The sequence below is a fragment of the Marinomonas sp. FW-1 genome (assembly GCF_005222245.1).
Lineage (GTDB): Bacteria > Pseudomonadota > Gammaproteobacteria > Pseudomonadales > Marinomonadaceae > Marinomonas > Marinomonas alcarazii.
In genome coordinates, this window is record NZ_CP025987.1 from 1,346,351 (window position 1) to 1,360,330 (window position 13,980).

Annotated in this window: 10 protein-coding genes; 2 read left to right on the top strand and 8 right to left on the bottom strand. The window is 44.5% G+C overall.

Annotated elements, in window-relative coordinates:
• The first annotated feature begins 566 nt into the window (after window positions 1-566).
• Window positions 567-1,421: a DUF6236 family protein gene (locus tag C1X04_RS06340; protein ID WP_137169466.1), complete on the top strand. Its 855-nt coding sequence runs from the start codon at window positions 567-569 to the stop codon at window positions 1,419-1,421.
• 1,169 nt (window positions 1,422-2,590) lie between these two features.
• Here C1X04_RS06340 and C1X04_RS06345 read toward each other — a convergent pair.
• Genes C1X04_RS06345 through C1X04_RS06355 form a run of 3 tightly spaced genes read right to left on the bottom strand, consistent with a single transcriptional unit; the run spans window position 2,591 to window position 6,696 of the window.
• Window positions 2,591-3,241, bottom strand: coding sequence for an RluA family pseudouridine synthase (locus tag C1X04_RS06345; RefSeq protein ID WP_110571683.1), 651 nt, complete (start codon window positions 3,239-3,241; stop codon window positions 2,591-2,593).
• Between the two features lie 6 nt (window positions 3,242-3,247).
• The gene (gene rapA, locus C1X04_RS06350) at window positions 3,248-6,076 is read right to left on the bottom strand and encodes an RNA polymerase-associated protein RapA (RefSeq protein ID WP_137169467.1); all 2,829 of its coding nucleotides are present in this window, start codon (window positions 6,074-6,076) and stop codon (window positions 3,248-3,250) included.
• A 2-nt stretch (window positions 6,077-6,078) separates the two neighbouring features.
• Complete coding sequence (locus tag C1X04_RS06355) at window positions 6,079-6,696, bottom strand: YigZ family protein (RefSeq protein ID WP_137169468.1); 618 nt, start codon at window positions 6,694-6,696, stop codon at window positions 6,079-6,081.
• A 142-nt stretch (window positions 6,697-6,838) separates the two neighbouring features.
• Between C1X04_RS06355 and rmuC the strand changes: the two genes are divergently transcribed.
• The gene (rmuC, locus tag C1X04_RS06360; protein WP_110571686.1) at window positions 6,839-8,152 is read left to right on the top strand and encodes a DNA recombination protein RmuC; all 1,314 of its coding nucleotides are present in this window, start codon (window positions 6,839-6,841) and stop codon (window positions 8,150-8,152) included.
• A gap of 220 nt (window positions 8,153-8,372) precedes the next feature.
• On the opposite strand, the gene C1X04_RS06365 is transcribed toward rmuC, so the two are convergent.
• The 5 genes from C1X04_RS06365 to C1X04_RS06385 form a co-directional block, all read right to left on the bottom strand.
• Window positions 8,373-9,539: a cation diffusion facilitator family transporter gene (locus C1X04_RS06365; RefSeq protein WP_137169469.1), complete on the bottom strand. Its 1,167-nt coding sequence runs from the start codon at window positions 9,537-9,539 to the stop codon at window positions 8,373-8,375.
• Between the two features lie 319 nt (window positions 9,540-9,858).
• On the bottom strand, window positions 9,859-10,755 hold the full coding sequence (locus C1X04_RS06370; RefSeq protein ID WP_110571688.1) for a recombination-associated protein RdgC: 897 nt from the start codon (window positions 10,753-10,755) through the stop codon (window positions 9,859-9,861).
• Between the two features lie 2 nt (window positions 10,756-10,757).
• Window positions 10,758-11,336 (bottom strand): thymidine kinase, encoded by a 579-nt coding sequence (locus C1X04_RS06375; RefSeq protein WP_110571689.1) that lies wholly within the window; start codon window positions 11,334-11,336, stop codon window positions 10,758-10,760.
• 84 nt (window positions 11,337-11,420) lie between these two features.
• Window positions 11,421-11,744, bottom strand: a complete 324-nt coding sequence (ybfE, locus tag C1X04_RS06380; protein WP_110571690.1) for a LexA regulated protein — start codon at window positions 11,742-11,744, stop codon at window positions 11,421-11,423.
• A gap of 72 nt (window positions 11,745-11,816) precedes the next feature.
• Window positions 11,817-13,865 carry a carboxy terminal-processing peptidase gene (locus C1X04_RS06385; RefSeq protein WP_137169470.1) on the bottom strand — a complete coding sequence of 683 codons (2,049 nt, stop codon included), beginning with the start codon at window positions 13,863-13,865 and terminating at the stop codon, window positions 11,817-11,819.
• Between the last annotated feature and the right edge of the window lie 115 nt (window positions 13,866-13,980).

Below are 13,980 nucleotides of genomic sequence, written 5' to 3' on the forward strand. Positions count from 1 at the left end.
GACACAAAAGTAACCAAAAGGTCGCTTTATCGGGCTATCGCCCAAACGTCTCATTTATTTTGGTTAAGGTTATGTCTAGCAACACGATTTTTATCGTAAGGCATAGATTGGTTTTTCTGTTCATGAAAGTCTTTCTGTTAATGACCCTGAAACTCCATAAAGTCGCGCAACTTCGTCGCGTCGAACTGACTTCTTAGTAGATAATCGTCTGCAAAATTATACCCGATACCCTAATGCCAGTCGTAGGGCGCGCCTTTAGGCCGACAATTCGCTGATTATGACGGTATATACAGCCTTAAATAAACCCGTTGTGCGTGTTTTGTACTGGTTGAAAGTAAAAAAGTTTCCTAATATCAATGAATAAGGATCTACCGTGTGCTTTTTTTAGGGAATAACGCGCAGTGGATAAAGGAAATAACACGCACGCTCGCCTTTTCAGTTTTGATTTTTGTGGATATGAATAAAAAAGTATTATTTTTCAGAAAGTTAAAAGGGTTTTAAGTGAATTTAAAAATGTGTAAACGCGCATGTGTACTATTAAAATATTATACAAATGAAGAGGCATTATGAAACGCGGCATAATTATCACACCAAACTATAAGGTACTGGATAGTGGAGGTCTTCAGCTAGCGGGTGGTGTTGAAGCTGTAAACCTTCGCAAGTATCTTTTGTTTTGGGATGAGATCGATTATCCCGTAAACAATATGATTCATATCGACGGTGGGCCTGATATTGAATTCCTAATACAAGAAGGAATTGCAACGTCTACCGAGGTTAGATTCCAAAGAATGGAAGCACATGAAAACGGGTTGTTATTTCTCGCTTCCCAAATGGTTGCTTTTGAACAGAATAATAAAGCCGAGGATAAAGAGTGGAGCATTGCCCAACCTACGCAAAGGCTAATCGTTCCTCAAGAATACTCGAAAAAACAAGGTTGTCTTGAGTTTGAACTGTATAACGCTGTTCAAATTCCAACGGCTGATGTTCCTCTTCCAGAAGTTGTCGAGTTCAAAATGCGCAGGAATGCTGAATTACTCGCATTGCGTGACTCAATGGACTCAATAGTCGATCAAATAATGTCATCGCAAGATATACCAAAACGAAAAAACAAAGCACTAAATAAGCTGCATCGCGATTTGAATGACTTTAACAGAGTCATGAAAGAGACAAAATTTCAGCGTGTTAAGCGCTCACTCACATCTGTTGCAACAGACCCTTGGTTTGGAGTTGCAGGAGCTGGAGCACTAGTAAAAGATTACCTCCCTGAAAATTATCAACCATATGTACAAGGTCTAAATGTTGCTGCGTTAGGTGCTTGCGCTCTGAAATTTGCGTACCAAGAGCTATCAGTGGGTAAGTCTATACCAGATGAGTTTAGGCATTTCGCGTACCTGTCTGCTATGCGAAATGAACTTGTATAACAAAGCGCTTCAAGGGAAAAAGCTACGCTCCACTAATTTGTGGCTCGCTGCGCTCACTTTACCACAAATTAGCTCCGCTTTCATCGTCAGATCACGCCTCGTTCCTCGTCTCATCAGACCTACGCTCTTTGGGTTCCATCATTGCAATCCAGAAGAAGTCAGTTCGACGCGACGAAGTTGCGCGACTTTATGGCGTTTCAGAGTCAGTTAAAAATATCCTTTCTAACATCACCAAAAACAATCTATGCCTTACGATGTAAATCGTCTTGCTGAATCCAATAACAAGCAAAGTGAATGAGACGTTTGGGCTGAAAGTCCGATAAAAGATTTTTTGGTTACTTTTTTATCGTTTGAAAAAAGTTACCCGCCTAGCAGGGCGGAATAAAGGTTGTGAATACAAAGCACTCGAATGAAACCTAAATACTGTAGGACAAAAGAGATTGATTCCCGCCTTCGCGGGAATGACTTTGTTTAAGCGGGAATGACGTTGTTTAAGCGCGAGTGATGTTGCTCAGCTTCTAGGGCGGTGGGCGGGAACTAAAAGGGACAAACTAATTAGGGTCAGAGTAAAATTAAATATAAGAGATTGATCCTCGCCTTCGCGGGCGTTTGTCCTCTCTGAGACAAAAGTTGAGGGGGGCTAAGCCTGCGACCAAAGTAAAAGCTCCGCTTTCATCGTCAGATCACGCCTCGTTCCTCGTCTCATCAGACCTATGTCTTTGTTCTTCATCATTGCAATCCAGAAGAAGTCAGTTCGACGCGACGAAGTTGCGCGACCTTGTGGCGTTTCAGAGTCAGTTAAAAATATCCTTCCTAACATCAGCAAAAACAATCTATGCCTTATGGTAAAACTCGTGTTGCTAGACATAACCTTAACCAAAATAAATGAGACGTTTGGGCGATAGCCCGATAAAGCGAATTTTTGGTTACTTTTTGGGCGCTAGCAAAAAGTTACCCGCTCAGCAGAGCGGAAAAAAGGTTGGGAATACAAAGTACTCGAATGGAACCTAAATACTGTAGGACAAAAAGAGATTGATTCCCGCCTTCGCGGGAATGACTTTGTTTAAGCGGGAATGACTTTGTTTAAGCGGGAATGATGTTGTTTAAGCGGGAATGATGTTGTTTAAGCGCGAATGATGTTGCTCAGCTTCTAGGGCGGTGGGCGGGAACTAAAAAGGACAGGCCGCGACAAACGCTACCCAAGCTTTGGTGAACGGATGTCTGAACTCTAGTCGATAAGCATGCAGCAGTAACCTAGGGTCGTTGTGAAATGCTGGGTCGTAGAATTCGTCGCCAATAATCGAGTGTCCGAGGCTTTGCATGTGGACGCGCAGTTGGTGAGAACGACCTGTAAAAGGCACGAGTCGAACACGGGTAGTGTTGTCTTCGTAGCCGATTTTTTCCCAATAGGTGATAGAGTCTTTGCTCCATTCATCGGTGCAGATGATTTGTCTTGGGCGGTTTGGCCAGTCGCAGCGCAGTGGCTTTCTTACTTCGCCTTTATCACCCAAAAGATGACCGCGCAGCAGGGCGCGGTATTCTTTTTTCACTTCTCGTTCACGAAAATGCGCGTACATGCGTTTTTGACACTCGTGAGTTTTCGCCACGAGGATTAAGCCTGAGGTGGCTTCGTCCAAACGGTGTATGGCAAAGGCTTCACCAAATAAACATTCTGCTCTATGCAAGATAGAGTCGAGCTTATCTGGGCCACGACCGGGCACAGATAAGCAGTTAGCAGGCTTGTTTATTACGGCAAACCATTCGTCTTCGTACAATATCTCTAAGCGAGATGGTTCTAAACTCGTTACGGCATCCTGCACAGGATGTTATTCCGGTTTCGTTGTTAAGATAATACGAATCGCATCCAAGCGGATTTGGTGTTCGTCGATACGAGTCAAACCTTCTTGCATGTTGGTCTCAAGGCGCGCTATGTCTTCGTCACGAATGGTGTTGTTGAAGGCTTTCAGTTCCACTAAACGTTCGATTTCATTTTGGCAGCGATGCTGGTAAGACGTCTTCGCCGCGTGCACAATCGGACGCGCTTGGTCTTGGGCATTCAACTGGTGAGCTTGCAACACTTCAATAAGGTTTTTGCGCAATGCAGCAACCCATTGTTCTGCCACTCGGTTTGGCACACCTTTCAATTTTTCTGCCCATTTGTCGGCAGTAAATTGCTGGTGGAGGAATTTGCCATTGGAGTCAGACAATTGCCACATTGGTGTCATTGGCAGTGACTGTGCCAATTTCAAACGAGGATGAGCGGTCGCTTCAATAACGAACATACTTTCGACCAGTACAGTGCCTTCTGGCAATGCTGCAATTGGTAAGATGGCTGAAGTCAGTTTGCCAGAGTCAAAGCCTTGTACTTCGTCCATTAGCATGGTGATCAGTGGGTGTTCCCAGGTTGCGAACGCCACGTCTTCACGTTGGCTAGCTTGACGGCGATCAAGCATGAGCATTTTGCCTTCTTCTTCGATGCCTGGTAGGGCTTCTAGCATCATGTCGGTAGAAGGGCGCAAGAACCATGCGGCGCGGTCAGGATCGTCATTGATGCAATCAGCATAGATGTTGAATGCGTGAGTCACTTGCTCAATGTAGTGGTGTAGGCCTTTTGTCGCTTGGTTGTTAATCTGGTCGATTAGCGTTCGGGCTTGTTCAGGGCGACATGAGCTCATTTCTAGCAAGCGGTTACGGCCTTCTTCCATTTGTTTTAGCAGTGCTTCATGGTAGATGTTGGCTTCTTTTAGTAGATCTGTGTCGTCGTCTTGGCCGTGCAAATAAGCATGCAGACTGTCACCAAAAGCTTCTTCGACCTTATCGCCAGAACCTGTAGTACGGCAAAATGCGTTTAGGGCGTGGTGATACCAGTGGTATAGGCGCTCTTGTACGCTGTTTTTGATGTAAGGCACATGAATCTGAACGTCGTTTAGTTGACCTAGGCGGTCAAGGCGGCCAATACGTTGTTCAAGTAGGTCAGGGTGCTCAGGTAAATCGTACATGACGATGTGATGGCTGAATTGGAAGTTGCGGCCTTCACTGCCGATTTCAGAACATACCAAGATTTGCGCGCCTTCTTCGTCTGCGAAGTAAGCCGCTGCTCGGTCACGGTGGATAAGTGGCATTTGTTCGTGGAAATCTGCGCTTTGGAAGCCAGCGAAAGTAAGCTGGTCGTTTAGCCATTTTGCCATGTCGGCAGAGTGACAAATCACTAGAATTTTGTCTGCTTGGCATTCAAGGAATTCTTTAAGCCAAACCCAACGAGGGTCTTTTTCCCATAAGCCATCAGATACTTCGGTTTCTGGCTGCACGTGACGATTGGCAGACTCGAAGTGTTCGTTGTTTTCTAATGGGTAAGAATGAAGGTAACGATCAGGGAAACCACCCACAGCCGCCCGTGTATTACGGAACATTTCACGGCCTGTTCCGTGACGGTCAATCAACCAGCTAATGGCTTCTTTCGCGGCAGCGGTTTGTTCTGCACCAGATTTGGTGGTTAGGTCTTGGAACCAGTCTTTGGCGCTCACTTCAGCCAGGTACGAGCCAAATGCCGCTTTCCAGTCCAATGCTTCAGGCGAGCTGTTTTCTTGGCTAAATGGCAATAAAGATTCAGCCAGTTCAGCGGCTTTTTTAAATTCTCTTTGCTGAGCTAGGTAGTGGTCGAAGTCATGGTAATGATCGGCATCTAAAAGCTGTAGGCGAGAGAAATGTTCACGCTCGCCGGTTTGTTCTGGCGTTGCACTCAATAGCAATAGAGATTCTGTTTGTGCGGCTAAACGAGCAACCACTTGGTAGCCAATGCTTGGTGTTTCTGGATGCCAAGCAAGGTGGTGAGCTTCGTCGACAATGACCATGTCCCATTCAGCGTCTAACATATGTTGAGTCGCTTTTGGATGTTGGCTCGCCCAATCGATTGGTGCAATAACAAAAGGTTGTTGTTCGAATGGGTTGTCGTCACCGTCCATGAAGTCTTCGTATACAGACTCGTTGATCAGTGAGAATGGCTGATGAAAGCGGCGTAACATCTCTACCAACCACTGGTGTTGCAGGTTTGTTGGCGTGAGGATAAGAACGCGTTTGCAAAGGCCGTTTAGTAGACGTTGATGTAAGATCAAGCCTGCTTCTAGGGTTTTACCCATGCCGACTTCGTCACACAAAAGTGCGCGTGCTTTCGGGCGGTTAGCGATGTCGTGAGCAAGGTAAATCTGATGTGGTAGAAGTTCTGCTTTCAAACCCATTAAACCACGTACCGGCGATGCCGCATTGGCCGCTTGGTGTTCAAGTGTGTGACGACGTAAGTCGAACCACATACGACGAGCAGGCGACAGCGCCAATAAAGAATCTAACTCGTTTTTATCGTTACGTGGAAATTGGATGATGGATTCTTCTAGCCAATCATCGTCGTCACTGATGCGGTATTCGATCAAATCGTTGATTTCTTCTACTTCCAATACTGTGTAGGTTTCATCTTGGAAATGAAGTTGGTCGCCGACGGTCAGCGTGCGTCGGACAAGGCTAGTCTGGTCATTTGAGTATTGACGTTCTGCTTCCGCATCTGGGAAATGCAGGGTAAAAGACTTATTTTGTGTGTCTACTATCATGCCTACGCCGAGATCAGGCTCGTTGCGGCTACTCCATCTTTGTCCAGTTTGGTACATAGTTATTCGTTGTCCGGTTCAATTAAAGTTAAACTGCCTTGGCATAAATCGGTTAATACGATTTTGTGCTCAGGCCAAGTACGTTCAATAACAGCAAGGTCAATTACGATGCTGTCACTGTATGTTTTGTTGGTTATTTCTATATCGCTCTGTTCTAGCCAGTATTCAACCTTACCCAATAAAGGGTAGGCGATTTTTAGCTGAACGGCGCGCCGCGGGTATACATTTTCATATTCTGTTTGCGACAGCGCTTCTTGTACGGCTTGGCTGTATGCTCTTACTAAGCCACCTGCGCCGAGTTTTACACCACCAAAAAAGCGTGTCACGACGACGGTCGTTTCCCCAAAATCTGAGTGCTGCAACACATTCAGCATCGGTTTACCCGCTGTGCCTTTTGGTTCGCCATCGTCACTTTGATCCCACAGGTGGGCATTATTTGGCATACCAGCAATAAACGCCCAACAGTGATGGTTAGCATCTGGGTAACGCTGACGCACCTCTTCGATAAAAGCCTTTGCCGCATCACGGCCGTTTGTACGACAAACCGTCGTAATGAACTGACTATTTTTTATTTCTAGATCAAAGCGTTGCGTGTGTGTTGGGCTTAGGTAGTAATCCATGTAAACTTATCGAGACCTTAGCATGACTGCTGCGCGCGCCAATGCAGTATGAAAAATAGACTCGTTTTGCCTTTGTTCGCGACGTCATGTAAAGACCTCACTTTGTTAAAAACAGACATTTAAATAGCGAGTTTTAATTCATATGACAGATTGGCTTTCGCAATCAGTTTGGGTGTTATCGGGCTTTTGTATCGGCGCGATTCTTCTCTCTGTTATTGCTGGCGTTATTGTACAGGCTATGCGCCGTCAGTGGCAGCGCACAGAGGAAAAAATGCAGCAACAAAATGAGGAATTACTGCGTCTTTTAGAGCAATCGAAAGATCAGGTTCATTATTTGGAAAAAGAGTCGCTTACTTTAGAGCAACAGTTCGCAGCAGCACAAAGTGTCTGGCAAGAAAAAGAAGCCTTTTATCGTGAGCAAAAAAAGCAAAACGAAACCGAATTTAAGCAAATGGCTCAGGAGATTATGAGCCAGCAAGGACAGCGGTTGGCGAAAGAAAATGAGCGCCAATTAGGGTCGTTATTAACGCCACTTGGCTCACAAATTCAGAAGTTTCAAGAAAGCGTAGAGAAAAGTTATCAAGAAGAGGCCCGTGAACGCTTTTCTTTGGTGAAAGAGATTAAAGGGCTTCAGCAACTGAATCAAAAAATCAGTGACGATGCGGTGAGCTTAACGCATGCTTTGAAAGGGCAAAATAAACTGCAAGGCGGTTGGGGTGAGGTGATTCTAGAGCGAATATTAGAACGTTCTGGATTAGAAAAAGGCCGTGAATATGAGACGCAAGCCTCCTACCAAACAGCAGAAGGTCGACGCTTGCAGCCAGATGTGGTGATTCATTTGCCTGAGGGTAAACAGATCATTGTGGATTCCAAAATGGTGCTAATTAGCTATTTGGCCTATATGGAAGCCGAAACTGAAGAAGACAGAAATCGAGCGCTGAAACAGCATTTGGATGCCGTTCGCCGTCATATGAAGGAGCTAAGCGCTAAGTCTTATCATGACTTGCCAGGTGTGACCTCATTGGATTTTGTGCTTTTGTTTATTCCAATCGAAGCGGCGTTTGGTCTGGCTTTGCAGGGCGATAATGGTTTGTTTAGTGAAGCTTTTGAACACAATATTATTATTGTCGGGCCATCTAACTTGTTGGCGACATTACGCACCATTCAAAATATTTGGCGCAATGAAAAGCAAAGTCAAAACGCGATTGAAATTGCACGCCAAGCAGGCGCTATGTACGACAAGTTTTCGAGTTTTGTGCAGGATATGGATGACATAGGTAGTAAATTGGATGCGGTGAGTCGTACTCATGAATCGGCGTTGAAAAAACTGACGGCTGGGCGTGGTAATTTGGTTTCCAGAGCGGAAAGGCTGAAAATGATGGGTGCGAAGACCAGTAAGGCGCTGCCAGTGGAGTATCTAAACGATGATGTTTTTACCGATGAACCGAACGAGTAATTGAATCTTTCCGTGTTTCATTGCTCGTCGTTTTTGGCGTAAATTGTAGGTCGTGCCTTTAGGCCGACAAAAAAACTCCCAACACAAAATCAAAACCTTCTTCACGAGAAATGACATTTTTTTGCGCTAAAGTACGCCCCAAAAAGCTCATAAGGATATATAAGGTTTTGTCGGGCTGAAGCCGCGACCTACAAAAATCTTAGCTGATTCACTTTCTTTGTCATTCAGGAAAGGCCCAAAGCACAGTGGCTTTGTTTATATAGTTTGTTGTTTGTAGTTCCTGAAGAATTCTTGCTGTCAGTTGTTTTAGATCCGCGCCTTCTGCTGTGTTTGCAGACTGAGCTATGATTTCTAAATCAAGCTGGTTGTTCAGATAATGAAGCCGAGTGTTTGGTATGTCTACGTACGCTGAATGCTGGCGCAGTAGGTAGCCTAAATCGGCTATGATTTGATGGCGTGCAGGCAGTTTTAAGTGTGGTGGCTTGCCAGATTTATGGGTGAAACTGTCTGTCTGAATGGTTTCATCGGTATCCACGTGCACCATCACGTCTTCTACTTGTGAGTGCGCTTTTTTAATAGTGTAAGCAACCAAGTCGCCAAGGTAATGTCCTTCGCTAACGCTGGCGTGGCTTGGAACATGAATGTGCATATCTAGGTAGATTTTCCCAGCCATGGATCTAGCTCTCACATCATGGGGCGCCATTACGTGTTTTAGACTGTTGGCCGTGTCTTTGATTTGCGCAATCAGTTTTGGGTCAGGGGCTGTGTCTACGAGTTCCGCTAGGTTTTCCCATACCATGCTGATCGCCATTTTGCCGATTAATAGGGCGACAATAACGGAAGCCACCATGTCTGCCCAGCCATAACCAAAGTAGACCCCAATTAAGCCTATTAATACGGCAACAGAGGAAAGTGCATCGCTACGGCTGTGCCAAGCATTGGCAACCAACATTTTGCTGCCGATTTCATCGCCCGCTTTTTTGGTGTAATGGAAGATGGCTTCCTTCACAGCGATGGTGACAAGGATCGCGGTTAGGCCATACCAAGTTAATTGAGCTTGTGATGAATCTGCATTGAAGGCCTCGTAACCAATCCCAAAGGCCACCACAATCAGAACCATTCCTAGAAAAACGGTGGTTAATGTTTCAAAGCGAAGGTGACCATAGGGATGGTTTTCATCTGGTCCTTGGCGGGAGTTGGCAGAAGCAAAATAGACAAACACGTCTGTGACTAAATCCGATAGGGAATGGATGCCGTCAGCGATAAGAGCCTGTGATTGAGAAAAGTATCCAGCAACAATTTTTGCTAACCCCAATAGAGCGTCCCAAACAGCGCCAACCAGAGTGACTCTTTTAGCGATATCTTCTTCTTTTTTAAGTGTTGTCATGCAGTTAGGAACCTATTTAAAAATACGACAATATAAGGGTGTTTATTGGTATGGCTTGCTTAAGTCGACTTTATTTATCTAAAACGGTTAAGTAAATTTAAAAAATTAAGTGATTGATTTGTAAGTTTATTTCTGTTGTTTTTTGGATGATCGTCCTGAGTTTTTAGGTTCAGGATTGTGCATCTGGTTGCTTTACGTTTTGGCTGTTTTTATTGAGTATTCTGTGCGGCTGCCTTGTTGTCTGGCTTTGCGAATGTTCTCCCCAAGCTTATCCACGATATCTGTGGAAAAGCTTGGCGAGCTCAATAAATATGGCGCTTTAATCGATTTCAAACCACATGCAATAGGAAGCAAAAAACTCTCTCATGGTAAGAGACATTAGAGAAAAGTTTGCGTCCATGTCGGATAACCCACCGCCTTGAGAATCATTAAACGCAGCTTCTTTTAGTGCATCATCAAATTTAATTTTGCGTAGTGTTAGATCGTCATGTAATACGAAGCTTAGTTTATCTGTCCAGCGAAGGCCTAGGTTTTTTACTGCCATGCCTTGTTGTAAGTGACGAGTCACGTCTTCAGATAATGGCTCTAAAGATTTAAAGCGAATGGTTGCTTTGTCTTCTGACGCATCTTGGATTTCACATTCGTCACCGGTTTCAAGACTTGCTGGTACTTCGTTTTTGACTAACCAATCTGTCATCAGAGAAGACGGTGAAACCTGTGCTTGCAATGGTGTCATTGGGAAACTGCCAAGCGTTGTTTGCAGATGCTTAAACAACAGCTCTGTCATGCTGGCATTGGTGCTGTTGAGAACCAGTATTTTGGCTTGTAGATCAATGTATGCCCAGATGTCTGTGCGCTTTGAAAAAGCTTTGGGACGAAGCGTGAAAACCAATTCGTCTTTCATGTCAGACTTTTCTTTGCGACCTACTTTACGGCCTTCGATTAATTCGATTTCAGCGACCTTGGCTTCTAGTTCTTCACGTACCACGGCAGAAGGTAACACTTTTTCTTCTTTACCTGCGCGGAACAACAAGCAGCGATCGCTGGCTAAGCTCCATTGCTCGCTGTTACGAATGAGTGGCAGCCAGCCGAAAGAGAACTCTTCTTGAGATCCGCATTCTTTTAATGGGAACTCCGGGATTTTGTCGATTAGTTCGTTAGTATCTAGTGATTCGGTATCTTTTAGTTGGAATATCTGGGCGTTCTTGAACCACATAATTAATCTCTCACGGCTTCTTTAAAGTGTTTTCGGCAAACGGACAAGTAGCGGTCGTTACCACCAATTTCAACTTGTGCGCCTTCTTTAACAGGAATTCCTTGTTCATTAAGTCGAATGACCATGGTGGCTTTGCTACCACAATGACATACGGTTTTTAATTCAATTAACTTATCTGACCAAGCTAGTAACGCTTGGCTGCCTTCGAACAGCTCACCTTGAAAATCTGTGCGAATGCCAAAAGCAAGCACAGGGATGTGTTGTTTATCGACAATTTCAGATAAAGCATAAACTTGTTCTTTGGTTAAAAACTGCGCTTCGTCAATCAATATGCAGCTTAATGTTTGCTGGTTGATTTCATTCTGGATTAACGCCACAAGGTCTGTGCTGTTATCAAACAGGCAGGCTTCTGCTGATATGCCAATTCTAGAGGCTATATGCCCTGTTTCAAATCGATCATCTATCGATGCTGTAAGAAGTAAAACCCGCATGCCTCGCTCTTGGTAATTGTGAGCAGATTGCAGTAAAACGGTGGATTTACCAGCGTTCATCGCGGAGTAATAAAAATACAGTTTGGCCATATCGAGTCTGTTTTTCAGTTTGCAGTGTTAAATGGCTGGCTAGTATATCAAATCACTATTGTTAGTGGTTCTTTTTCATGGGGATTATTTACTCACTTTTGTGTCGCTCTTTGGGGCTGGTCTTTTTGATTTGGTGGTTTTGCCATTGGCAAGTGAGCTATTAATTTGCAATGTTAGCCATTCAGCACGTTTCAAGCCGTTTAGATTGCAAAGTTGATCAAGTTTTTCAATAACCTCTTGCTCTATGAGAAGTTCTAAGCGCTTCAGCCCTTGTGCTTTTTCTTTCTCACGCTGGGCTCGTTTATTGAGTTTAAGCTGGTCTTTTCTGGTGAGAGGTTGGCTTCTAGGACGGCCTGGCGATTTGCCAAATAGGTCTATGGTGTTGCGGTCGGATGAGGCTTTAGCCATGGTATTAGGTACGTTCGTATTAGTGGGTTGAAAAGGGCGAACAGCAGGATTTAGCTCTTCGCCCTTTATAGGCTATTTTTGTGCAGTCTTCTTATCTGCTTGCGCTTGCGCCATTTGGTTGGTTGCTATGAAGTCTAGTAAGATTTCTGATGCTTCTTTTGCATAGGTATCTTCTTCGACAGGCTCTATATCATCAACAGAGTCTACCGTTTCAAGCCCGAGTGCGGTACGGCGTTTATTTTCGCGTTCTAGCTCTCTTTTCTTGCTTTCTTCTCGTTGTTTTATACGAGTGGCTTCATTCAATGATATTGTTTTATAGGTTTCAACCTGATCTTTGAACTCTTTAATTTGTTCATTGATGGCAATGAAATTAGGATCTTTTGCCATTCTGTCTTCATGACGAGGCTCTAGAATAGGCAAGTAAGCAGGCATATTCCAGTAAACTGGGTAGCGTGTTTCATGAATTTTATCCCATGGTAATGGGTTATCTAAAGCACTCTCGCCAATGTTGTCTTTGTCTATCAAAGAAGGAAAGGCAATGTCTGGCATGACGCCTTTGTGCTGGGTGCTCTCACCTGAGACACGATAAAATTTGGCTTGTGTGACTTTCAGTTGGCCTTTGTCCATTTCTTGTAAGACTTGAACGGTTCCTTTTCCGAAGGTTTGATCGCCAAGAATTAAGGCGCGTCCATAGTCTTGTAAGGCGCCAGCCACGATTTCAGATGCAGAGGCGCTCATACGGTTCACTAAGACGGCCATTGGGCCGCTGTAGGCTATGCCTGGGTCAGAATCGCCTAATGGTGTGACTCGCCCGCTTTGATCTCGAATTTGAACGGTAGGGCCAGATGGAATGAACAAGCCAGCTAGGGCGTTGGCTTCTTGTAATGAACCGCCACCATTGTTTCGTAAATCTAGAATCAGGGCGGAGATGTCTTCTTTACGCAGCTCTTCTATGAGTTTTTTAGTATCACGAGTAGAGCTTTTGTAGTTTTTATCGCCAGCTTGGATGGCGGCAAAATCAGAATAGAAGGTAGGTAAACTAATCACACCCACTTTGTATTTCTCGCCATCACGTTCTATTTCGACAATTTCTTTTTTGGCGGATTGGTCTTCAAGTTTAACTTTTTTACGTACGATGCTGATTTTTTTACTGGTTTGCGTATCGCCTTTGCTCGGCGTTACTTCCAGTATTACTTTTGTGTCGCGCTCTCCACGGATCATGTCCACAACGTCGTCAAGACGCATTCCCACCACATCGATCATGGGCTCGCCTTCTTGACCCACGGCAATTATGCGGTCGTTGGGTGCTAGATCGCTTTGTGTGGCGGCAGGGCCACCAGGCACTAGACGTACTACTTTGGTGTAGTCATCGTCCATTTGTAATACCGCGCCGATGCCTTCAAGGGACAAACTCATATTGATATTGAAAGTCTCTGACGCTCGTGGGGCAAAGTAACTGGTGTGAGGATCCAACGCGGAGGTGATGGCATTGGCAAAGGTTTGATAAACGTCGGTGGCGTTTGTCTGATCAACCTGCTTCAGTTGGTTTTTATAGCGGCGCTCAAGGACGGAAATGATTTTGTCTTCGTCTTCGCCATTTAATTTAAGCGTGAGTGCGCGATTTTTTAGGCGTTTACGCCAGTAATCGTCGAGTTCTGCTTCACTGTTAGCCCATTCTAGTGTTTCTGGATCGGCGTTTAATGTTTCGTCTATCGTGTAGTCAAAGCCCTTTACCATCTCCGGAAGTTGGCTTTTTAGGTCGACCAAACGTTTCTCAAGGCGCTTAAGATAAAGATTGTAGATAGTGTAGGCTACCTGAGTATCGCCATCGCGCAAAGCATCATCCAAGCTGTTTCTGTATTGAGACAGCTTTTCTATGTCGCTTTTTAGGAAGAAGCTTTTCGTCGGATCGAGCGCTTCGATGTAATAATCAAACGCTTTTTCCGAAATGGTATCATCGATAAGAGGTCTGTTATAATGAATGCCTTCCAGCATTTCGACGAGTTCTTTGGATACTTTGTCATATTCATGAGGAGGCTGTAGCTCCTGATAAGCAGACACAGAGGTTGAGGCAAAGGTGTAGCCGGTTAAAAGGCAAAGCAAAAGGCGTTTATAGTTCATCCGGAATGTGTTCTCTCTGTCTATTTAATACATCATTAGTAAAATCATATTAGACACTGAGCTGTAAGGCTAGCTTAAGTGTTAAAAAGTCACTTTTTTAAAGCATTGTGCTATA

Coding starts and splice junctions, on each gene's coding strand:
- C1X04_RS06340 (WP_137169466.1), top strand. CDS start 567: ATGAAACGCGGCATAATTATCACACCAAACTATAAGGTACTGGATAGT.
- rapA (WP_137169467.1), bottom strand. CDS start 6,076: ATGTACCAAACTGGACAAAGATGGAGTAGCCGCAACGAGCCTGATCTC.
- C1X04_RS06355 (WP_137169468.1), bottom strand. CDS start 6,696: ATGGATTACTACCTAAGCCCAACACACACGCAACGCTTTGATCTAGAA.
- rmuC (WP_110571686.1), top strand. CDS start 6,839: ATGACAGATTGGCTTTCGCAATCAGTTTGGGTGTTATCGGGCTTTTGT.
- C1X04_RS06365 (WP_137169469.1), bottom strand. CDS start 9,539: ATGACAACACTTAAAAAAGAAGAAGATATCGCTAAAAGAGTCACTCTG.
- C1X04_RS06370 (WP_110571688.1), bottom strand. CDS start 10,755: ATGTGGTTCAAGAACGCCCAGATATTCCAACTAAAAGATACCGAATCA.
- C1X04_RS06375 (WP_110571689.1), bottom strand. CDS start 11,336: ATGGCCAAACTGTATTTTTATTACTCCGCGATGAACGCTGGTAAATCC.
- ybfE (WP_110571690.1), bottom strand. CDS start 11,744: ATGGCTAAAGCCTCATCCGACCGCAACACCATAGACCTATTTGGCAAA.
- C1X04_RS06385 (WP_137169470.1), bottom strand. CDS start 13,865: ATGAACTATAAACGCCTTTTGCTTTGCCTTTTAACCGGCTACACCTTT.